At 67.5% G+C, this 19,963-nt stretch carries 22 protein-coding genes; 13 read left to right on the forward strand and 9 right to left on the reverse strand.

Translation table 11 applies throughout. The features are described 5' to 3' along the window. Positions 1-401 (forward strand): hypothetical protein (locus tag L810_RS47440; RefSeq protein ID WP_218921739.1); only part of this gene is annotated, 401 nt, incomplete at its 5' end. A gap of 174 nt (positions 402-575) precedes the next feature. Here the strand turns inward: L810_RS47440 and L810_RS21980 are convergent. The 3 genes from L810_RS21980 to L810_RS21990 all read right to left on the reverse strand — a co-directional run bounded on the left by L810_RS21980 (position 576) and on the right by L810_RS21990 (position 2,314). Then, positions 576-1,043 (reverse strand): nucleoside deaminase, encoded by a 468-nt coding sequence (locus L810_RS21980; protein ID WP_021160502.1) that lies wholly within the window; start codon positions 1,041-1,043, stop codon positions 576-578. 110 nt (positions 1,044-1,153) lie between these two features. Next, entirely contained in the window at positions 1,154-1,624 is a 471-nt protein-coding gene (gene cynS, locus L810_RS21985) for a cyanase (RefSeq protein WP_021160503.1), read from the reverse strand. Between the two features lie 30 nt (positions 1,625-1,654). Beyond that, positions 1,655-2,314: a carbonic anhydrase gene (locus L810_RS21990; RefSeq protein WP_021160504.1), complete on the reverse strand. Its 660-nt coding sequence runs from the start codon at positions 2,312-2,314 to the stop codon at positions 1,655-1,657. A gap of 113 nt (positions 2,315-2,427) precedes the next feature. Here L810_RS21990 and cynR point away from each other — a divergent pair, with 113 nt between their 5' ends. Both cynR and L810_RS22000 read left to right on the forward strand, forming a co-directional pair. Further along, positions 2,428-3,324, forward strand: a complete 897-nt coding sequence (cynR, locus tag L810_RS21995) for a transcriptional regulator CynR (RefSeq protein ID WP_021160505.1) — start codon at positions 2,428-2,430, stop codon at positions 3,322-3,324. Positions 3,325-3,408: 84 nt separating this feature from the next. Continuing rightward, positions 3,409-3,864: a DUF3304 domain-containing protein gene (locus L810_RS22000; RefSeq protein ID WP_021160506.1), complete on the forward strand. Its 456-nt coding sequence runs from the start codon at positions 3,409-3,411 to the stop codon at positions 3,862-3,864. Between the two features lie 39 nt (positions 3,865-3,903). Here L810_RS22000 and L810_RS22005 read toward each other — a convergent pair whose 3' ends face one another. Further along, complete coding sequence (locus L810_RS22005) at positions 3,904-4,107, reverse strand: hypothetical protein (RefSeq protein ID WP_021160507.1); 204 nt, start codon at positions 4,105-4,107, stop codon at positions 3,904-3,906. 34 nt (positions 4,108-4,141) lie between these two features. Further along, positions 4,142-5,473 (reverse strand): DUF3422 family protein, encoded by a 1,332-nt coding sequence (locus L810_RS22010; protein ID WP_021160508.1) that lies wholly within the window; start codon positions 5,471-5,473, stop codon positions 4,142-4,144. A gap of 161 nt (positions 5,474-5,634) precedes the next feature. Here L810_RS22010 and L810_RS22015 point away from each other — a divergent pair, with 161 nt between their 5' ends. Continuing rightward, positions 5,635-6,510, forward strand: a complete 876-nt coding sequence (locus tag L810_RS22015) for a LysR family transcriptional regulator (protein WP_021160509.1) — start codon at positions 5,635-5,637, stop codon at positions 6,508-6,510. Here the strand turns inward: L810_RS22015 and L810_RS22020 are convergent, their stop codons facing one another. From L810_RS22020 to L810_RS22030, 3 genes are all read right to left on the reverse strand, one after another. Beyond that, complete coding sequence (locus tag L810_RS22020) at positions 6,511-7,071, reverse strand: hypothetical protein (RefSeq protein WP_021160510.1); 561 nt, start codon at positions 7,069-7,071, stop codon at positions 6,511-6,513. Positions 7,072-7,226: 155 nt separating this feature from the next. Further along, the gene (locus L810_RS22025) at positions 7,227-7,577 is read right to left on the reverse strand and encodes a hypothetical protein (RefSeq protein WP_021160511.1); all 351 of its coding nucleotides are present in this window, start codon (positions 7,575-7,577) and stop codon (positions 7,227-7,229) included. A 239-nt stretch (positions 7,578-7,816) separates the two neighbouring features. Continuing rightward, positions 7,817-8,734 carry a LysR family transcriptional regulator gene (locus L810_RS22030; protein WP_021160512.1) on the reverse strand — a complete coding sequence of 306 codons (918 nt, stop codon included), beginning with the start codon at positions 8,732-8,734 and terminating at the stop codon, positions 7,817-7,819. A gap of 326 nt (positions 8,735-9,060) precedes the next feature. Between L810_RS22030 and fae the strand changes: the two genes are divergently transcribed. From fae to L810_RS22065, 7 genes are all read left to right on the forward strand, one after another. Beyond that, positions 9,061-9,585 carry a formaldehyde-activating enzyme gene (gene fae / locus L810_RS22035; RefSeq protein ID WP_021160514.1) on the forward strand — a complete coding sequence of 175 codons (525 nt, stop codon included), beginning with the start codon at positions 9,061-9,063 and terminating at the stop codon, positions 9,583-9,585. A 41-nt stretch (positions 9,586-9,626) separates the two neighbouring features. Continuing rightward, positions 9,627-10,649: an aldo/keto reductase gene (locus tag L810_RS22040; protein ID WP_021160515.1), complete on the forward strand. Its 1,023-nt coding sequence runs from the start codon at positions 9,627-9,629 to the stop codon at positions 10,647-10,649. A gap of 22 nt (positions 10,650-10,671) precedes the next feature. Beyond that, positions 10,672-12,123 (forward strand): NAD-dependent succinate-semialdehyde dehydrogenase, encoded by a 1,452-nt coding sequence (locus L810_RS22045; RefSeq protein ID WP_021160516.1) that lies wholly within the window; start codon positions 10,672-10,674, stop codon positions 12,121-12,123. Positions 12,124-12,288: 165 nt separating this feature from the next. Beyond that, the gene (locus tag L810_RS22050; RefSeq protein ID WP_257008939.1) at positions 12,289-13,623 is read left to right on the forward strand and encodes an MFS transporter; all 1,335 of its coding nucleotides are present in this window, start codon (positions 12,289-12,291) and stop codon (positions 13,621-13,623) included. A 342-nt stretch (positions 13,624-13,965) separates the two neighbouring features. Beyond that, positions 13,966-14,685, forward strand: a complete 720-nt coding sequence (locus tag L810_RS22055; RefSeq protein WP_042975691.1) for a hypothetical protein — start codon at positions 13,966-13,968, stop codon at positions 14,683-14,685. A gap of 106 nt (positions 14,686-14,791) precedes the next feature. Further along, on the forward strand, positions 14,792-15,517 hold the full coding sequence (locus L810_RS22060; protein ID WP_021160520.1) for a hypothetical protein: 726 nt from the start codon (positions 14,792-14,794) through the stop codon (positions 15,515-15,517). Further along, complete coding sequence (locus L810_RS22065; RefSeq protein WP_021160521.1) at positions 15,514-15,867, forward strand: hypothetical protein; 354 nt, start codon at positions 15,514-15,516, stop codon at positions 15,865-15,867. The genes L810_RS22060 and L810_RS22065 overlap by 4 nt, the downstream gene beginning before the upstream one ends. Positions 15,868-16,033: 166 nt before the next feature. Here the strand turns inward: L810_RS22065 and L810_RS22070 are convergent, their stop codons facing one another. Beyond that, a complete protein-coding gene (locus L810_RS22070) occupies positions 16,034-16,909 on the reverse strand; it encodes a LysR substrate-binding domain-containing protein (protein WP_021160522.1) in 876 nt (291 codons plus the stop codon). A gap of 239 nt (positions 16,910-17,148) precedes the next feature. Here L810_RS22070 and L810_RS22075 point away from each other — a divergent pair, with 239 nt between their 5' ends. Together L810_RS22075 and aldA are read left to right on the forward strand one after the other, a co-directional pair. Continuing rightward, on the forward strand, positions 17,149-18,087 hold the full coding sequence (locus L810_RS22075) for a LysR substrate-binding domain-containing protein (protein ID WP_011356424.1): 939 nt from the start codon (positions 17,149-17,151) through the stop codon (positions 18,085-18,087). Positions 18,088-18,447: 360 nt separating this feature from the next. Continuing rightward, a complete protein-coding gene (gene aldA, locus L810_RS22080; protein WP_021160523.1) occupies positions 18,448-19,872 on the forward strand; it encodes an aldehyde dehydrogenase in 1,425 nt (474 codons plus the stop codon). The last annotated feature ends 91 nt before the right edge of the window (positions 19,873-19,963 follow it).

Raw genomic sequence — 19,963 nt, forward strand, 5'->3', positions numbered from 1 at the left:
CGACGTTTTCGATGCGGACGAACGTGTCGTTCGGCTCGAGCATGTGCGTTGTCGGTCGATGCATCGCATCAGGTGTACTGAATGAATCCCGTTTCATGATGGTCCGTTTCAAGCAGGTAAGCGAATCTCAGGCGTCACGCGCGACCGGCGGCAGTCGAGCGGCGCTGGCGGAGAGGGATCGTGCGATTCCTCGTCCGGAACGAATGGCGCAACGAAACAGGCAGGGAAAACGCACGGCGATCGATGGCGATCAGTCGCGAACGACCGCGGCTACCCCGCTGGCTGTCATGAAGATTTCATCGGTTTTCATCGGGCTTTCCGCACGTTTTCGTCGTCTACAGTGCGAATTTTTAAACCCGTCAAAAACCTTTTGGATCGCGGATTTCCGTTCCGGACATTGAACGGGATCGATGTTTGGGAAGGCGGGAAAACGGGGGCACGACCCGCCTCGCGCGGCAGCGCGGGCGCCCCGGCGGCACGGGCGCCGCCGGATGACACGGAAGACGAAACGGAGGGTGGGGAAAACGAGCAGCCGGGCGGCTGCAACGCGCGGCCTGTGCGCCGCGCGGGTCACGTCACTTCGCGTTCAGTTCCTTCCAGCGCCGGTACACGTCGATCGCGCCGCCATGCTTCTGCTGCACCATCGGCAACCGGCGTTCCTCGATCGGCTTCGCGTATTCGGCATAGAACGTGTCGAGCTCGAAATACTTGCGGTCGTCGCGGTAGAACGGCGCGTAGTCCTCGCGCGTCGTGATGTAGACCACGCGTTTCGGGCTGCAGTAGTACAGCGAGCCGAGGCACATCGGGCACGGGCTCGCGAGAATATAGATCTCGCAGTCGGTCAGGTGCTCGGTGCCGAGCTTGCGGCACGCGTCGCGCACCGCGAGGATCTCGGCGTGCGCGGTCGGGTCGCTGGTTTGCGCGACGAGGTTCGGGCTCTCCGCGACGATCTCGCCGTCGCGGACGATCACCGTCGCGAACGGGCGGCCGCCCTCTTCCACGTTCTTCATCGCAAGATCGATCGTGCGTTTCACAAAATCCATGGCTGCGTCCTCGTTGAAACGGCATGGCGGGAACGTGCGGCGGCTTCAACCGGCCGATGCACGTCGGGCGGGAACCTGCGCGGCACCGCTACCGCGGCGCCGCGCCGGCGTCAGAACGGCTTGGTCGGCAGGTACTTGCCGTCGAGCGTGATCACCGCGCGCGAACCGCCTTCCGGATCGTCGACCTTCTTCACGTCGAGCCGGAAATTGATCGCGCTGATGATGCCGTCGCCGAACTTCTCGTGTACGAGTGCCTTCAGCGTCGTGCCGTACACCTGCAGCATTTCGTAGAAGCGGTAAATCGTCGGGTCGGTCGGCACGCGATCGTCGATGCTGCCGCGCAGCGGGATCGTCTGCAGGAGCAGCACCGCGTCGTCGTCGAGGCCGAGCTTGTCGGCGACATTGCGCGCGGCATCGGCCGGCAGTGCATGCTGGCCGAGCAGCGCGGCCGTCACGAACGCTTCGCTCAGGCCCGTGCCTTCGGTGAGTTGCGCGAACGACAGGTTCTTGCGCGCTTTCGCGAGAACGACGGTCTCCGCGAGCGCATGGCGGGCGGTCTGGCTGTGCTGGGACTGGATCATGGCAATTCCTCGTGGTGGGGTGGGAGCGATTCAGGCCGCGACGGGAAGCGTCGCGGGCATGGCGCGGACCTCGGGATGGTCCGCCAGGGAGACGAACCGGCCGGTCGCGCCGTCATGGGCGTCGATGCAGCCCGATTCGATGTCGTAGACCCAGCCGTGCAGCGCGAGCCGCCCTTCTTCGAGCGCGAGCCGCACGGCGGGGTGCGTCTTCAGGTTCGCCAGTTGCGCGACGACGTTCTCGCGCACCATCGAGTCGATCCGCTCGCGTTCGCTGCGATGCGTGCGCGCCTCGTTCACGACGCGCGCCGAATCGGCATAACGCAACCAGTGGCCGACGGCCGGCATGTGGTCCATGCACTGGCAGGTGGCAATCGCGGTCATCGCGCCGCAATCGGAATGGCCGCAGATCACGACGTCGGTCACGCGCAGCGCGGCCACCGCGTATTCGACGGACGCCGACACGCCGCCCGGCTCGGGGCCATACGACGGCACGATGTTGCCGGCATTGCGGATCACGAACAGGTCGCCCGGTTCGCGCTGCGTGACGAGTTCGGGCACGAGCCGGCTGTCCGAGCACGAGATGAACAGCGCGCGCGGATGCTGGCTGCGCGCGAGATCGCGGAACAGCGTGGCGCGTGCCGGATACGCGTCGCGCTGGAACTTCAGGAAGCCTTCGATGATGTCCTTCATCGCGTGTTCTCCGGTGCGGGTGGAATCGATGAAGAGCAGGTTACGCCGGGCTTCCAATAAGGTAAAAGACTGATTTATGATCCACCGGATAAGCAGGACTTATAGGAACCGCCATGCTGCTGCGCCATATCCACTACTTCCTGGCCGTCGCCGAGCATCGCAGCTTCACGCGCGCGGCCGCCGCGCTGCATGTGTCGCAGCCCGCGCTGTCCCAGCAGATCCGCCAGCTCGAGGAGACGCTCGGCGCGCAATTGTTCGACCGCACCGGGCGCGTGACGCGGCTGACCGACGCCGGCGACGTGTATTTCCGCTATGCGCGGCAGGCGCTGCACGATCTCGCGGAAGGCCGGCGTGCCATTCACGACGCGCAGGATCTCAGCCGCGGCTCGTTGCGGATCGCCGTCACGCCGACCTTCACGAGCTATCTCGTCGGGCCGCTGGTCGAGGCGTTTCACGGCCGCTATCCGGAGGTGTCGCTGTCGGTGCGCGAGATGTCGCAGGAACGCATCGAGGCGCTGCTCGTCGACGACGAGCTCGATGTCGGCATCGCGTTCGACGAGGTGCAGACGGCCGATATCGCAGCGGAACCGCTGCTGGTCGAAACGCTCGCGCTCGTCGTGAACCGCCGGCATGCGCTCGCCGGAAAACGCAAGGCCGGCCTGCGCGCGCTGCATGACGCGCCGCTCGTGCTGCTCACGGCCGAGTTCGCGACTCGCGTGCAGATCGACCGCTATTTCCGCGAACACGACGTGCGGCCGCGCGTGTCGATGGAAGCGAATTCGCTGGGGGCCGTGATCGAGATCGTGCGCCGCACGAACCTCGCGACGCTGCTGCCCGCGACGATCGCGAGCGGGCACGACGATCTCGTCGCCATCGCGCTCGATCCGGCCGTCCTGCGGCGCACGGCCGTGCTGCTGCAACGAAAGGGGGCATACCGGAGCGCGGCCGCGCGCGCGTTCGTCGAACTGGCGCTGGCGCATGGGGCGGGGCCCGTCAGGCGCGCGCGATGACCTCGGCCGCCGGGGTGCACGACACGCACCCTGGCGCTACCGGCGACCGATCGTGCCGCCGAACCGACTCACTGGAACACCGACATGCCGAACCTGCTACGCCGCCTGATACTCAACCCGGTTGCCGTCGCGGCATTGCTGGCGGGCGCGGCCTGGTGGATCCACGCACAGACGCGCGCCGACGGCCCGTATCGCGTCGTGGGATTCAACTACACCGATCGTGGTGTCTACAGTTTCGTGGTGGATGGCTTCGGCGCGGGCAGCGTGCACGCGCGCCAGTTCGGCGGCGGGGGCGGCACGATGTGCTGCATGAGCGTGCCGCGCGGCAAGAAGACCTGGCACGTCAGGATCACGTACGATCTGACGCCTGAAGAAGACGCCCGGAACCAGGCGCCCGACATCGTCGAAACCGACGTCGCCGTGCCGGCTTTGCCGAACCGGCGCGACGGTTATATCGAGTTTCACTTTCTACCCGGCCGCAAGATCGACGCCCGATGGGTGGCGTACCCGACGATGCCGCGCATGCGTGCCGCCGGGTAATCGGGAAGGGACTGCGCAGCCCACCCGCCCGGCACTGCGTCAGTTGTAACCGAGAATCGCCACCGCCGCGACGTCCGGCCGATCGATCGTATTCCCGACGAGCGACGTCATCGGCTCCTGCAGCACGGCCTGATACGACGTCACGCGCGCGGCCTCCGGCACGCCCGCGTCGTCCGGTGCCGGTTCGTCGAACGCGGCATCGAAACCGCTGTAGAACTCCGGTTGCTTCTGCGAAAAAGTCATCTCCACTCCTTTACCTGATCAAGTTTTCGATGTTCTAACCGACCCGCTTCAACGCCGCCGCATGCACAGCCGCGCCGTCATGTGCGCCGTCATGCGCGGCTTCCGATCGCGCCAGCTGCGCGCGCGTGCGCCGCGTGATGTGAATCACCGCGAACACGACCGGCGCGATCAGCAGGCCTTCCGCCAGTTCGGGATCGACCGGCAGGTTCATCACGTGCAGCGCCTTGAACGCCGCCGTCGCGAGCGACAGCACGTAGTACGAAATGGCGGCCACCGACAGCCCCTCGACCGCGTGCTGCAGATGCAGCTGGTTGCGCGCGGTGCGCTCCATCCCGGCCAGCAAACGCGTCACGTCCTTTTCCTGCGCGAGGTTCACGCGCGTGCGCAGCAGGTCGACCGCCCGTGCGATCCGCGCGGCGATCTGTTCGTGGCGTGCCCATACGCTGCGACAGGTTTCCATCGCCGGCGCGAAACGCCGCTCCATGAATTCGGCGATCGTCGGCATCCCTTCGATGCGTTCCTCGCGCAGCTCGTGGATGCGTGCCAGCACGAGCTTCTCGTACGCCCGCGACGCACTGAAGCGCGCGCCCGATCCCGACAGCGACTCGACCCGTACCGCCAGATGCGTGAGCTTGACGAGCAACGCGGTGTCGTCGCCGTCGGCGCCGCTCGCGTCCATCCGCTGCATCAGCGCATGGAGCGCCGCGTGGATCTCGTCGAGCTCGCGGCTCATCTGGCGCGCGACGGGCAGCGCCAGCAGGGCCATCATCCGGTACGTCTCGATTTCATGCAGGCGCTGCAGCAGGCGGCCGCCCTGCTCCTCGCGGAAATCCTCGTCGACGACGAGAAAGCGCATGAAACCGTCGTCGCGCACATGCCAGTCGCAGAACACCTTGCCGCCGCCGAGCACGTTGCTGCCGACGAGCGCGGGCCCGTCGATCCAGCGGCGCAGGTCGCCGCAGACGAGCCGCGCGGCGTCGCCCGTCAGCAGCTCCATGCGCACCGCGACGAAGCGGATGCCGGCGAGCCGCTCGAACCACGCGGCCGGAATGCCCTCGATCGCGAGATCGTCGAAATAGCCGGTGTCGCGACGCGGCGCGACGAACGTGAAGGTCGAGAATTCTGTGTGGCGCTCCCACTTCAGGTGCCAGCCGCTCGGCGACTGCACCGCGTAATGCGTCGCGCCTTCGTGCGGCGCGGCGATGCCGGTATCGCGGCACAGCGCGTGCAGCAGCGTTTCGTGGATGTCGGGCTGGCCGTCCGCGTAGATCGCGTAATGCGTGAGCGACACGGCTTCGGCGAGCCGCAGGAACGGCCGGGCATGTAATTCCGCGGCCAGCGCGGCGCGCAACGGATGGTCCATCATCGATACACCACGCTTTCCTGTTCAGTCCCGCACGCCGGATCGTCCGGCCCGAACGCCGCGCCGCCCTCGGGCGAAACGTCAGCGTGATCGCACTATGGCAGACACACAGCAACAATAAAAACGCATAATGTTGATCGTTACGTTCAGCTTTCCTGATACCCATGAAGATGCTCGATCACGACGTGCTCGCCACCGTCGTCGCCGTCGCGGAGACCGGCAACATGACCCGCGCGGCCGAGGCCGTGAACCGTTCGCAGTCGGCCGTGAGCATGCAGATCAAGAGCCTGGAAGACGCGATCGGGCGGCCGCTGTTCGTGCGCAAGCCGCGCAGCATCGTGCTGACGCGTGAAGGCGAGGTGCTGCTGGGATTCGCCAGACGAATGCTGGCGCTGCGCGACGAGGCGTGGGCGGCCGTGGTGCGGCCGGAAGTGACCGGCAAGGTCGTGATCGGCGTGCCGGACGACTATGCGTCGTCGCTGCTGCCGTCGGTGCTGAAGAAGTTCTCGGCGACCTACCCGAAGGTCGAGATCCAGGTGATGGGGCTGCCGAGCAGCGCGCTCGCGCCGCTGATCAAGGAAGGCACCGTCGATCTCGTCTGCGGCACGCGCATCAAGGGGCTGTCCGGCGACTTCATCCGCCACGAGCCGATGGCGTGGGCCGCGATGACGAACGGGCCGCGCGTGTGGGAAGAGCGGCCGCTGCCGATCGCCGTGTTCATGCCGGGCAGCGTCGCGCGCGAGAACGCGATCCGCAGCCTCGAACGCGCGAAGGTGCCGTACCGCACCTCGTATGAAAGCCCGAGCCTGCTCGGGCTGCTCAGCATGGTCGAGGCCGGCCTCGCGGTCGCGCCGCTCGCGCGCTGCGCGATTCCCGCGCAACTGTCGATGCTCGGCCGCGCGCACGGGCTGCCCGACCTGCCGCCGCTCGAACTGATCCTCGCGCGCAGCACGAAATCGAAGCGGCCGCCGTGCGACTTTCTCGCGGAGCAGTTGATGGAAGACCTGCAGCGTCAGACCGGGCAGACCGGCGACGCGTGATCAGCGCATCGCGCCGAAACCGGCCGCGCCCAGTGCCGCGTTGACGTTCGCGGCCACCCGATCGACAAGCGCCTCCAGCGTATCGCCGCATACCTGCGTGTGTTCCGGCGCAATGTGCTCCGCGCGTTGCCAGCCCCACTGCGCGCCCGACGTGACCGACAGCGTCGCGCCGAAGCGGTTGCCGTGGCGGCGGCCGAAGGTGCTCACGCGCCGCCCGGCCACGTAGTCCTGTTCGGGCAGACAGAGCCGGATCTCGACCGCGACCTGGTCGCGATCGTTGACGCGCGCGGCCGGGCTGACCGTCGCTGCGAACACCTTGCCGATCCGCCAGGTCACGAAGCGCTCCCAGGCTGCGAGCGGCCCGCCGGCCGCGTCGACCCGCTCGGTGTCCACCGACCACTGATGCCGGTCGGGCACGACGATCGCCTGATGCAACAGCATTTCGGCCACGCGCACCGTCGTCACGAGCTGACGCTCGAGTTGCTGGCCCGACGGCAGCGACGCCGTCCGTAACCGGACGCTCGCCGGCCGCACGACAGGGACTGCTTCCAATAGATCCATGACTCCTCCGCATGCATGATCGGCACCGCGCACGCAGCATCGCGCGCCTGTCCGCCGCCTGACGGCAGACGGCACGGCGACCGGCGACCGGGCGGCGGATCGGACAAGCCATCAAGGAACGAACCACCATCCACGAGCAACAGCCGTTCCCGGCTTCACCGTGCCGTCGGCCCCACGCGCAACCGGCGCGCGACCGGCCCGATCACCGCATCGGCCTGCTGCGCGATCAGCATGCGCAGCGTGAAATCCAGGTCTTCCGGCGCGATGTCGAAGTGCACGTGGACCACGTCGCGCACGGCACGCGCGCCGACGACGTACACGCCGAGCGGGGAATGCAGCAGCGCCGCGAGCCGCGCGTGCGCGTGTTCTCCGGAGTCGGCCGTCAGCGTGACGGGCAACTGCAGGCGCGGGCGCGGCGGCGGGAACGGAATGACGTTGTCGGGTGCGCCGGCGCGCAACTGGCGGCCGGCGACATCGAAGGCGGGAACGGGATGAATGAAGGTCATGGAGCGGACGGAAGCCGTCTCGGCTGTTCGACACGTCCCCAGCTTAGAAGAGACCGCATAAACGTCGTGCAAAAAAACGGGCCGTCCGTGCAAAAAATGGCACGGGGGACATAACACGTCAATGGCCAGTGGCCAGCGGCCAGCGGCTGGCCGCCGGCCGTGCGGTCGCGATGCGCGCGTCGCGACCACCCGCCGCCCGCCACGGTTCGCGCCCATCACGCCGTGCGTCGGCCGCCGCGCTACGCGAACGCTTCGAGCGACGCGCGCCGCCGCTCGTCGACCATCGATTCGATCAGCGACACCAGATCGTCGGTCAGCGGATCGCAGATGCCCGGCGAGCGATGCAGTTCGAGATCGGCCGCCGGCAGCAGCGGCAGCCCGTCCGTCTCGTCGAGCACGCGCCAGTTCTCGGGCAGCGTGCAGCGGTCGATCATCGTCACGGCCGCGCCGTGGTTCACCGCGATCTTGATGCCGGTCGGGCTCTGGCTCGTATAGACGACGTGATACGGGCGCCCGGCCGTCGCGAGCGCCTGCAGCCCGCGCTGCCGGTAGCAGCACGTCTCCGGAAACAGCGCGAGCGGCACCGACGCCTGCGGGCCGAGCACGAAATCGCGGTGCGCGGCCCACACGACATCGTGCCGGCCGAGCAGCCGCCCGCCCGCGTTCGGCCCGTGCCGCACGACGAGCGCGATGTCGAGCTCGCCGGCCTGCAGCCGTTCGAGCAGTTCGAGCGACGTGCGGCAATGCACGTGAAAACGCGCGCCCGGCCGCATCGCATAAAACGACTTCAGCAGGTCGGGCAGCCACAGCTCCGCGTAGTCCTCCGGCAGCCCGAAGCGCACGACGCCGCGATCGCTGCTCGCCTGCTTCAGCGCGAGGATCGCGTCGTTCTGCACCTGGATGATGCGGCGCGCATGGATCAGGAAATTCTCGCCGTCGCGCGACAGTTCGAGCCGTCGGCTGTTGCGCATGAACAGGTGCGTGTCGAGCCGCTCCTCGAGCGTGCGGATGCGCAGGCTGATCGTCGACTGCGTGCGATGCAGTTGCCGGGCCGCCGCGGTGAAACCGCCGCTCTCGACCACGGCGACGAATGCCCGGATCAGTTCCGGATCGAGCGAACTGAGCTTCGACCAATCGGGCCTTTGAATGGCAGCCATCGGAATTACTCGCTTTCGAAAAAAGAAGGGAAGACGAAAGATAGGGCTCGGAGTACGCCGATTGTTGTCCGGATGCGCCCGGCCCTCCAACCCCTGCCCGGGTATGACAAACCCGGAGCCGGTACGCGAATGCCCACCCGCCGATCCCGCCCCGCCCGCCGTCACGACACCGGCCGAGGCCCGCCCGGCGGGCGTCCGCGTGACGGGCCAAGGGCTTTCCCGGAGACGACGAAAACTCATAGCCCGATCAGGAAACATCGATTCACCGGCCGCGCCGCGGCCCACCACAATCGCCTCACACCCAACCTCATCGACGAGACATCGCAATGACCGCATCCCAACCCAGGCAGCTTTACATCGGCGAAGGCTTCGAAGGCCCCGGCGTCAACCTCGCGCACATCAACGTGCTGGTCGGCCCGCGCAACGGCCCCGCGGGCCAGGCGTTCGCCACGGCCCTCGCGACGCCATCGGCCGGCCATGCGCCGTTCGTCGTGATCGCGCAGCCGGGCGTGCCGACCAAGCCGCTCACGCTGTACGTCAACAAGGCGCAGATCGCCGGCGATTTCCACGGCAACGCCACGTGGGGCGCGTCGCAGGCCGGCATCGCGAAGGCCGTCGCCGAAGCGCTCGAGAACGGCACGCTGCCGCCCGAAGCGGAGAACGACTGGGTCGTCGTGTCGGCGAACTGGGTGAACCCGCAGGCCGACGATCTCGATGCCGTGTTCGAGAACAACTATCGCGCGTGCCGCACCGCGATCGTCGCCGCGATGGAAGGGCTGCCGCATCGCGACGCGGTATTCGCCGCCGCGCGCGACGTGTCGAACCCGTTCTACACCCCGAAGAAAAACTGAAGACGACAAGCGGCCGACACAAGGCCGCACCTGGAGGAAGCATGGAATACGTCCGCCTCGGCCAGTCCGGCCTGAAGGTGTCCCGCCTGTGTCTCGGCACGATGAACATGGGCACCCCCGACTGGAAACCCTGGATCTTCGACGAAGCGCAGAGCGAGCCGATCGTGCGCCGCGCGCTCGACGCCGGCGTCAACTTCATCGATCTCGCCGATTTCTATTCGACGGGCGTCGGCGAGGAAGTGGTCGGCCGCATCCTGAAGCGCAACGCGCGCCGCGAGGAGCTCGTCGTGACGACCAAGGTCGGCTACGACATGGGCAGCTACCCGAACGCGGGCGGCCATTCGCGCAAGCACGTGCTCGACGGCATCGACGCTTCGCTGAAGCGGCTCGGGATGGATTACGTCGACATCTTCATGCTGCACTTCTTCGACGTGAACACGCCCGTCGAGGAAACGATGAGCGCGCTGCACGACATCGTGCGCGCGGGCAAGGCGCGTTATATCGGCGTATCGACGATGTACACGTGGCAGTTCGCGAAAATCATGCAGGCCTGCGAACGACACGGCTGGGACAAGCCGATCAACATGCAGCTGCAGCTGAACCTCGCGTATCGCGAGGAGGAGCGCGAGATGGTGCCGTACTGCATCGACCAGGGCGTCGGCGTGTCGGTGTTCAGCCCGCTCGCGCGCGGCCTGCTGACCTGCGAGCCGCAATCGACGCGCAACCAGACCGACTTCTTCACCGCGCAGATGTACGGCGATGCCTCATCGCTCGCGATCGCGGAATCGGTCGCGAAGGTCGCGAAGCGCCGCGGCGTGCCGCCCGCGCAGATCGCGCAGGCGTGGGTGCTGAGCCGCCCCGGCGTCGCGAGCATGCTGGTCGGCGCGGATTCCGTCGCGCAGTTCGACAGTGCGCTCGGCGCGCTCGAGACGCAGCTCACCGAAGAGGAATTGCACGAACTGGAGCGCAACTACACGCCGTGCGACCTGATCAACGACTACACGGCCGGCAAGCGCATCGCGCGCGCGTCGCGTCCGGCGCAAGGCAGTTTCGCGACGGACTGAGGCCCTGAAGGAACGACACACGATGAACGAATTTCTGAGGACCGGCCATTACATCGGCGGTGAATGGCACGAACCGCATGGCGCGAGCGATGCAACTTATCCGGTGCTGAACCCCGCGACCGGCGAGACGATCGCGAAAGTCGCGAAAGGCGGCGCCGACGACACGCAGCGCGCCATCGACGCAGCCGCGCACGCGTTCCCCGCGTGGCGCGCACTGACCGCGAAGGAACGCGGCGCACGCGTGAAGCGCTGGGGCGAGCTGACGCTCGAACATCGCGACGCGCTCGCCGAGCTGCTGACGCGCGAGCAAGGCAAGCCGCTCGCGGAAGCGCGCGGCGAAGTCGCGTACGCGGCGAGCTTTCTCGAATGGTTCGCGGAAGAAGCGAAGCGCATGTACGGCGACGTGATCCCGAGCCCGAAGCCGGATGCGCAGATCGTCGTCACGCGCGAGCCGGTCGGCGTCGTCGCGGCGATCACGCCGTGGAATTTCCCGCTCGCGATGATCACGCGCAAGGCCGGCCCCGCGCTCGCGGCCGGCTGCACGATGGTGCTGAAGCCGTCGGAGGAAACGCCGCTGTCGGCGTTCGCGCTCGCGGTGCTCGCCGAGCGCGCGGGCGTGCCGGCCGGCGTGTTCAATGTCGTGTCGGGCGACGCGGTCGCGATCGGCGAGACGCTGACGAGTTCGCCCGTCGTGCGCAAGCTGTCGTTCACGGGCTCGACGCGGGTCGGCAAGCTGCTCGCGAAGCAGTCGGCCGACACGCTGAAGAAGCTGTCGCTCGAACTCGGCGGCAACGCGCCGTTCATCGTGTTCGACGATGCCGATCTCGATGCGGCGGTCGCGGGCGCGATCGCGTCGAAGTTCCGCAACACGGGCCAGACCTGCGTGTGCGTGAACCGCTTTCTCGTGCAGGACGGCGTGTACGACGCATTCACGCGCAAGCTCGCGGACGCCGTGCGCACGCTGCGCGTTGGCAACGCGCTCGCGGGTGAGGTCGACCAGGGGCCCCTGATCAACGAGGCGGCGCTCGGCAAGGTCGAGCGGCACGTGGCCGATGCGACCGCGAAGGGCGCGCACGCGCTCACCGGCGGCAAGCGTCACGTGCTCGGCGGCACGTTCTACGAGCCGACCGTGCTGACCGGCATGACGGCCGACATGCTGATCGCCGAAGAGGAAACCTTCGGCCCCGTCGCCGGCTGCTTCCGCTTCACGACCGAGGAAGAGGCCGTCGCCGCGGCCAACGATACGCCGTTCGGGCTGTCCGCGTACTTCTATACGCGCGATCTCGGCCGCGCGTGGCGCGTGTCGGGTGCGCTGGAAAGCGGAATGGTCGGCGTCAACGACGGGATCATCTCGACCGAAGTCGCGCCGTTCGGCGGCGTCAAGCAATCGGGGCTCGGCCGCGAGGGCTCGAAGTACGGCCTCGACGAATACGTGGAACTCAAGTACACGCTGATGGCCGGCCTCGGCCGCTGACCGCTCCCCGCGGTCGACCCGCGCCGCGCGCCGCCCGGCCGCGCGGCGCCTTTCACGGCGCTCGCGGCGCAGCGCCGCGCCGCCTGCGCGCGCCGCCGCGCGCCAGATAACAATCCAGGAGGCAGCTTGACCCAAGCCAACGTTCAATCCGGCACCGCGCGCGCGTTGCCGCTGTCGCGTGGCGCCGATGCGCCGCACCGCCCCGTCGCGCTCGACGACGTGCCGCTCAACCGTTTCCACGTGAAGATCGCCGGCCTGACGTTCGGCGCGCATTTCACCGAAGGCTACACGCTCGGCACGATCGGCTACGCGCTCGCCGCGCTCGGCAGGCAGATGCCGATCGACGCGTTCTGGATGGGGATGATCGGCAGCTCGGCGCTGATCGGCATCTTCTTCGGCAGCCTCGTGTTCGGCTGGCTGTCCGACCGGATGGGCCGGCAGAAGATCTTCCTGACGAGCTTCGTGATCATCACGGCGGCCGCGTTCGCGCAGTTCTTCGTCACGTCGCCGCTCGAACTGTGCGTACTGCGCGTGCTGATCGGCTTCGGGATGGGCGGCGATTTCACCGTCGGCCACGCGATCCTCGCCGAATTCTCGCCGCGCAAGCATCGCGGCGCGCTGCTCGGCTCGTTCAGCGTGATCTGGACGATCGGCTATGTCGCCGCGAATGTGCTCGGCCTTGCGTACGGCGACGCCACGCCCGACGCATGGCGCTGGCTGCTCGCATCGGCTGCCTTGCCTGCGCTGATCGTGCTGGTCCTGCGAATCGGTACACCCGAATCGCCGCGCTGGCTGCTCCGCAAGGGCCGCGTGCAGGAAGCACGCGCGATCGTCGCGAAGCATTTCGGGCCGCACGTGATGCTCGACGGCTCGGCCGAACCGCATGCGAATGCCGGCTTCGCGCGGCTGTTCCAGCGTGACCTGATCCGCCGCACGCTTTTCAACTGTGCGTTCTTCGTGTGCCTCGTGATTCCGTATTTCGCGATCTACACGTTCCTGCCGACGATCCTGAAGACGATCGGCCTCGCCGAGGGCTTCGGTGCGGACCTGCTGCTGAACGCGTTCCTCGTGCTGGGCGCGCTGATCGGCATCTGGCTGACGATCCGGCTGTCGCGACGCGGTTTCCTGATCGGTTCGTTCGCGGTGACGTGCGCGTCGCTCGTCGCGCTCGCGGTGCTGCCGTCGGCGGCGGCCGTCGCGATGATCGTCGCGTTCGCGATCTTCACGCTGACGATGTCGGCGTTCAGCAACCTCGTCGGCGTGTTCCCGCCCGAGTGCTTCCCGACCGAAGTCCGCGCGAGCGGCGTGGGTCTCGCGATCGCGTGCAGCCGGCTCGGTTCGGCGATCGGCACGTTCCTGCTGCCGGCCGGCATCGCGACGCTCGGCTTTCACGCGACGATGTTCGCGCTCGCGGGCGTGCTGCTGGTGGGGATGATCGTGTCGATCGCGTGGGCGCCGGAGACGAAGCATCTGACGCTGGAGGAGGCGTCGGGGCATTGACGCGGGAGGCGGGCGGCGTGCCCGCCTGCTTCGTCACGCCCGAGGCTTTCGCTTCGACTCGCCGCCGATGCGCGCCGGCGGTGCCCATCGCGATTCGAACGAACCCGGCCGTGGCCGGGTTCGCGCATTCCGGGCGCGATGCAGTGCGCGCGTTCGTTCAGAACAGAATCGACGCGTAGTCCCGCGCGCCGTGCAGGATGTGAAGAATGTCGATCCGCGCCGGCGGCCGATCGGGTGAATGGACGGAACGGGATTCAGGCAGGCTGCGGCGGCACCGGCATTCATCCGGGTTTCGCCTCACTCGTGTAGCCTTGCCGAACGCCCACCATGCGGACACCGATCATGATTGAAGACATCGTCACGCCACAACCCGGCCTGAAGGTCTACCCGCCGGACACCGACGTCTTTGCCGAGCCCGATGCCGCACTCGCGCGCCATCTGCATCCGCTCGTGTCGATCGACCTGGCGACGGTCGATCCGTCGTGGCAGGGCTGGATCCACCTGCTCAGCCCGGTCGAACCTTATGACGGGCTCGTCGGGCAGGACACGGCCGCGTACCACAACGACTATCTTCGCGCGAACTGGATCGGGTTCCGGCTCGACGATAACAACCGCTACACGCTGCTCGGCGACCCGCGCTACTTCTATCTGGAAAACCCGCCCGCCCCGCGTGACGCAGCCTATCGCAAGGAACTGGAGGCGCATTACGCCGAGCAACAGGCCAGCATCGAAGCTGCGCGCAAGCGGTTCGCCGAATACGGCGTGCTCTACTCGTCCAACCGGTACGCGCCGGACGAGCGCGATTTCAGCCGGGAAAAGCCGTGCAATCTCGTCGACCAGCTTGGCGGATCGGTCGGCTGGGGCAACTGGTCGGGCACGTCGGATTTCCCGGTCGACGACAGCGATCCGGACGACGTCCGGCCGATCGGCCCCGACGGTGCGCGCTTTCGCTTCGTCGCCGGCGTGACCGGATGGGAATATCGCGCGGCGGGCGCCGACTGGATTCTCCTGTTTTACGAACCGGTCAGCCGCGTGGCGATGCTGACGTTCGACTGGTCGTAAGGCGGGCGGGACGGCAGGCGTTCCGCCTCGCGGTTGGCCGTTCGGCGGACTCTGCACGGCGGATTCGCGGCGATATGCTGGGGTTTTCCGCTTTGCGACCGCAACCATGCCCGCCCGCCTTGCCGACCTCAGCCATGTCCTGCCGTACGAGACGACGTACTTCGACGATCGGCTCGCGGTCGAACGAAACGGCCTGGATATTTCCGCGTTGCTGGGCGTGGACGGTCACGTTCCCGACGCGTTGCTGGTTTCGTTGTGCGGAGCGCCCACCGGATCGGAGATTCAAGCCTATCTCGACAGCAGAGGCTGGTTGACGCTCTCGGTCACGAACACCATCTGGATCCGATCCGAAAACCGCGTATCGGTGCGTCGAGAATCGGACACGTCCCTACTTGAACTCAAGACGATCGATCTCGTCGACAACGCAATCGCGGGACTCGGCGCGGCGATGCTGTGGCGCATCGTCAGGGCATCTGATACGTTGGGCATCAGCCGAATCATTGCATTCGCAGCGGGGGGCCGGAAGGCCGCGCCCAAACCGGGCGGGCGCCGGCTACTCGGATACTACGCATGGCCACGGTTCGGTTTCGACGCGCCCATTCCCGACAAGTGCAGCGATGAAGCGGCGTTGTTCCAGTATTTCCAGGGGCGCCCGGCCGGTCTTGCCGACGGATCGCTCCGGTCGCTGCGTGCGCTCTATGCCACACGATTCGGGCGAGATTTCTGGCGTGTGGCGGGATCACATCGCTGGATGTCATTCGACGTCGCACCGCACGGCACATCGGTGCAGGCGCTGCAAAGATACCTGATCGAAAAGGGGATTTACGAATGAACGCAAAGCACACGCCGATTGCCGGATTCCGGATCGCGCGCGCCACGGCAAAGCGGGGCCGGCCGGCGAACCGGCATCGTGTTGCTCTCGTCTCCGAAGCGAGGCAACTCCTCGATACGCTCGTCGCAAACGAACTCCATCGAAGCCTGGCGCGCGTCATGCGCCAGTCCGTCATCGGGCACGACACACGACCGGCCGACATGCCGGCATCCCCGCCTCGACGCGCCGTCTTCAACGTCGGGCGTATCGATCTCTCCAAGTGCCAGTTGCCGGTCGAATCGATCGCCGAAATCGAAGCCAGCGGCCGCCGGGAGACACTCATGCACTTCGGACACGACCCCGACGCGTAGCCGGCAACGACGGGAAGAAGCCGTCTGGCCCGGCTCGACATCGAGCGTACAGGTCTCGCGTTGGTAACGATCTTTAACGGACGCCAAAGTTGGAAGCACTGTGTGACCGGCGTGGACCGATCCGATTTTTCCCGCATTCCGATCAGCCGCGTCCCACGGTCGCCCCCTACCCCTTCCGCCCCACCTGCTCCCGCAACCACGCGGCAAACGCAAGCACGTGCTCAACCGCGACACTCTCCGGCTCGACATCGAGCCAATAGCCGAACGGCCCGATCGGCTGCACCGGCGACAGCCGCACGAGGCTGCCTTCGGCGATCTCCTCCTCGATCATGTTCAGGTCGACCACCGCGAGCCCCGCCCCCTTGCGCGCCGCGCGGATCGCCTGTTCGAGCGTGGAAAACTCGATGCCGTCGCCGATCCGCGCCACCGGCACGCCCGCCTGCTCGCACCAGTCGGCCCACAGCGTCAGGCGCTTGCCTTCGTGCAGCACATGCAGCGACGGCAGCCGGCCGAGCAGCACGTCGAGCGCATCGCCGCGATAACGCGGCGCACCGACGAGCGCATGCCGCTCCATCATCAGCAGTTCCGACTGCATCCCGGCGCGCGCCGTGCGCCCGAAGCGGATGTGGCAATGGCAATCGTCGGCCGGCTCGGTGCGGATCGACAGTTCGACGTCGGGCAGCGTCTCCGCGAGCGTGCCGAGCCGCGGCGAGAACCACTGCGTCGCGAACGTCGGCGGCAGCGACACCGTCAGGCGCCGCTTCGCACCCGGACGCGTGGCGGCGACTTCGTCGACGCCGCGCTCGATCGTGTCGAACGCCTGCCCGATGAACGGCAGCAAGCGCTGGCCGGCCTCGGTCAGGCGCACGCCCTTGTGATCGCGCTCGAACAGCCGCGCGCCGAGCGCTTCCTCGAGCAGCCGGATCTGCCGGCTCACCGCCCCCTGGGTCACGCACAGCGAAACCGCCGCACGGTTGAAGCTCAGGTGACGCGCGGTCTCCTCGAAAAATCGCAGCGCGATCAACGATGGCAGGCGTCGCATGATGTGTGTCCCCTTCGTTCGTATCGTTCGTATCTTTAGTGTCGTTCGTGCCGTTGCCGGCCGTCACCGCCGTCCATCCCGCGGGCTGCCCGATCACAACCGTGCGCGCCAGCCACCGCGCCGTAAAACCCCCGAGGGCCCGCCCCCTCGTTCGCCTCCATTCATCGTCCCCGCGCCCGCGCCGCCCGCCTACAATAAGCATCCCGCACCAAACACGACACCGCCCCGTGAGACGCAAGATGCCGGCGCTGAACGCGCTGAAAGCCTTCGAGATGGCCGGCCGCACCGGCAGCTTCACGCGCGCGGCCGAACTGCTCAACGTAACGCAGAGCGCGGTGAGCCGCCAGGTTCGCCAGCTCGAGGGCCAGCTCGGCGAAACCCTGCTCGAGCGGCGTCATCACCAGCTCGAACTGACGGCGGCCGGCCGCGTGCTGCTGCGCGCACTGCAGCAATCGTTCGACAAGATCGAGCTGACCGTACGCAGCCTGCAGGAAAAAACCCACCTGAATCGCCTGCGCGCGAACGTGCCGCCCACCTTCGCCGCGCGCTGGCTGATGCCGCGGCTCGGCCGGCTGCGCGACGCGCATCCCGAATTCGAGCTGAGCCTCACGACCCGCATTCACGACAGTCTCGGCGAATCGCGCGTGCTCGACTGCGCAATCCGCTTCGGCGACGGCGAATGGGACGGCTTCGACAACGCACTGCTGATGCAGGAGCAGCATATCGCCGTCTGCGCACCCGCGCTGTATGCGCGGCTGCGACAGGACGGCGCGCCGATCGACCTGAACCGCTTCACGCTGCTGCACGTGCTCGCCACCGACGACCAGCGCTACCTGACCTGGCAGCACTGGCTGAAGGCCGCCGGCATCGCCGACGTCGACACGCGCGGCGGCTACGAATTCGACCTGCTCGACCACGCGATCCGCGCGGCGATCGACGGCCTCGGGATCACCATCGCCGATCGCCACATGGTCGCGCGCGAACTGGCGACCGGGCAGCTGATGCAGGTGCTCAACGTGCACGTCGACGGCCATCAGTCGTACTGGTTCGTCACGCGGCCCGAACAGACGAACCTGCCGCACATCGTCCAGTTTCGCGACTGGCTGCAGCAGGAAGTGTGGCTCGCGAAGCGCCACCTCGAACCGTCGTCGCCGCTTCCGCAAGTGCCGCTGGCCTGACACGCGATCCGCCTCCCGCCGCCGACCGCGGGCCGCCGACCACCAACCACCAACCGCCAACCGCCAACCACCAACCACCAACCGCGGGCGACACCTTACCGGCTCCCGCACAGATCCGCACGCTGACCGGTCGAAAATACGACAGGGCCGCCGCCCGCGCTCCATCCCGCCACCACCGCAGCAGCCTTGCCGGACGGCCGACGCCGGCCGATTCGCCGAGTAACGTGCGTTTTTCTCATGCCCGGCACGAAAATAAGTCGTTTGTCGTGCGCTAAACGCATGAAGAGAATGGCCTCTGTCCCGTGCCGCGCGTGTCGCCACCCGAAGCGATCCGCCTGCATTCATCGGAGGAGTCACTTCATGCGCACCGAACGCAATTACGTGAACGGCCGTTTCGTCGCCCCGGAAAGCGACGCGTTCATCGTCGTCCACAATCCCGCCACCGAGACGCCGTTCGCGCGCGTGCCGGCCGCGACGCCGGCCGACGCACTCGCCGCCGTCGACGCCGCAGCCGCCGCGCAGAAGGCGTGGCGCAAGCTGCCGAGCGCCGAGCGCGCCGCGTACCTGCACCGCTTCGCCGACGCGCTGACCGCGCGTGCACCCGAGATCGGCGCGGCGCTCGCGCAGGAATCCGGCAAGAGCGTCGAGGACGCGTCGAACGAAGCCGTCTACGCGGGCCAGATCACGCGCTATCACGCCGAGTGGGCACGCCGGATCGAGGGCGAGATCATCCCGAGCGACACGCCCGACGAGAACCTGTTCCTGCAGCGCGAGCCGATCGGCGTCGTCGCGTGCCTGATCCCGTTCAACTATCCCGTCTACACGCTGCTGCGCAAGGTCGCGCCCGCGTTGATCGCCGGCAACACCGTGGTCGTGCGGCCGAGCAACCACACGCCGGTGTCCGCGTTCGAGATCGCGAAGGCGGCCGACGATGCGGGCTTCCCGCCGGGCGTCGTCAACATCCTGACGATGGATCACGCGACGGCCGAAGCGCTGTGCACGCACCCGGCAGTCGGGATGATCACGCTGACCGGCAGCGTGAACGCAGGCCGCAAGGTGCTCGATTACTGCAAGGCGAACATCGCGAAGCCGTCGCTCGAACTCGGCGGCAAGACGCCCGCGATCATCGAGCCCGACGCCGATCTCGAACGCGCGGCCGCTGCACTCGTCGCGTCGAAGACGACTCATTGTGGCCAGCTCTGCACGGCGATCGAGCGCGTGTACGTGCACGACAGCGTGCACGACCGTTTCGTCGCACTGCTGAAGGAGAAGATGGCGGCCGTACGCATCGGCGACCGGGCGGAGGACGCCACGCGGATGGGCCCGCTCGTCAGCGCATCGGCGCGCGCGCACATCCACGGGATGGTCGAACGCGCGGTCGCGGCAGGCGCGACGCTCGAAACCGGCGGCGCGATCCCCGACGGCCCCGGCTTCTTCTACCCGGCCACGCTGCTCACCGGCGTGCGGCAGGACATGGAGATCGTGCGGGAGGAGACCTTCGGCCCGATCATGCCGGTGCTGCGCTACGCGACGATCGACGAAGCGATCGCGCAGGCGAACGACCACCAGTTCGGCCTGTCGTCGGTGCTCTACACCGAGCACTACCGCACCGCGATGACCGTCGCGAACGCGATCGAAGCCGGCGAACTGTACGTGAACCGCACGCCGGCCGATCCGTACCAGGGCTTCCACGCCGGCTGGAAACGTTCGGGCCTCGGCGGCGACGACGGCAAGCACGGGATGCTCGAATTCACGCAGACGCGCCTCGTCGTCATGAAGTACTGACACCGCGATACCCACGCACCGTTTCCGGCGCGCATACCAGGGCACGGCGCCGCGCGCCGGCCCTGACCCGACCAGACCATAAAAAAACTGC

It is taken from the genome of Burkholderia sp. AU4i (assembly GCF_000466765.1).
GTDB classification, from domain to species: Bacteria; Pseudomonadota; Gammaproteobacteria; order Burkholderiales; family Burkholderiaceae; genus Burkholderia; species Burkholderia cepacia.

Bases quoted from the DNA above. Each gene is read 5' to 3' on its own strand.
- L810_RS22065 (WP_021160521.1), top strand. From the start codon at position 15,514: ATGAACGCAAAGCACACGCCGATTGCCGGATTCCGGATCGCGCGCGCC.
- L810_RS22030 (WP_021160512.1), bottom strand. From the start codon at position 8,734: ATGGCTGCCATTCAAAGGCCCGATTGGTCGAAGCTCAGTTCGCTCGAT.
- L810_RS22000 (WP_021160506.1), top strand. From the start codon at position 3,409: ATGCCGAACCTGCTACGCCGCCTGATACTCAACCCGGTTGCCGTCGCG.
- L810_RS22075 (WP_011356424.1), top strand. From the start codon at position 17,149: ATGCCGGCGCTGAACGCGCTGAAAGCCTTCGAGATGGCCGGCCGCACC.
- L810_RS21980 (WP_021160502.1), bottom strand. From the start codon at position 1,043: ATGGATTTTGTGAAACGCACGATCGATCTTGCGATGAAGAACGTGGAA.
- cynR (WP_021160505.1), top strand. From the start codon at position 2,428: ATGCTGCTGCGCCATATCCACTACTTCCTGGCCGTCGCCGAGCATCGC.
- L810_RS22060 (WP_021160520.1), top strand. From the start codon at position 14,792: ATGCCCGCCCGCCTTGCCGACCTCAGCCATGTCCTGCCGTACGAGACG.
- L810_RS22010 (WP_021160508.1), bottom strand. From the start codon at position 5,473: ATGATGGACCATCCGTTGCGCGCCGCGCTGGCCGCGGAATTACATGCC.
- L810_RS21990 (WP_021160504.1), bottom strand. From the start codon at position 2,314: ATGAAGGACATCATCGAAGGCTTCCTGAAGTTCCAGCGCGACGCGTAT.
- L810_RS22040 (WP_021160515.1), top strand. From the start codon at position 9,627: ATGGAATACGTCCGCCTCGGCCAGTCCGGCCTGAAGGTGTCCCGCCTG.
- L810_RS22020 (WP_021160510.1), bottom strand. From the start codon at position 7,071: ATGGATCTATTGGAAGCAGTCCCTGTCGTGCGGCCGGCGAGCGTCCGG.
- L810_RS22045 (WP_021160516.1), top strand. From the start codon at position 10,672: ATGAACGAATTTCTGAGGACCGGCCATTACATCGGCGGTGAATGGCAC.
- L810_RS22025 (WP_021160511.1), bottom strand. From the start codon at position 7,577: ATGACCTTCATTCATCCCGTTCCCGCCTTCGATGTCGCCGGCCGCCAG.
- cynS (WP_021160503.1), bottom strand. From the start codon at position 1,624: ATGATCCAGTCCCAGCACAGCCAGACCGCCCGCCATGCGCTCGCGGAG.
- L810_RS22055 (WP_042975691.1), top strand. From the start codon at position 13,966: ATGATTGAAGACATCGTCACGCCACAACCCGGCCTGAAGGTCTACCCG.
- L810_RS22005 (WP_021160507.1), bottom strand. From the start codon at position 4,107: ATGACTTTTTCGCAGAAGCAACCGGAGTTCTACAGCGGTTTCGATGCC.
- L810_RS22070 (WP_021160522.1), bottom strand. From the start codon at position 16,909: ATGCGACGCCTGCCATCGTTGATCGCGCTGCGATTTTTCGAGGAGACC.
- L810_RS22015 (WP_021160509.1), top strand. From the start codon at position 5,635: ATGAAGATGCTCGATCACGACGTGCTCGCCACCGTCGTCGCCGTCGCG.
- aldA (WP_021160523.1), top strand. From the start codon at position 18,448: ATGCGCACCGAACGCAATTACGTGAACGGCCGTTTCGTCGCCCCGGAA.
- fae (WP_021160514.1), top strand. From the start codon at position 9,061: ATGACCGCATCCCAACCCAGGCAGCTTTACATCGGCGAAGGCTTCGAA.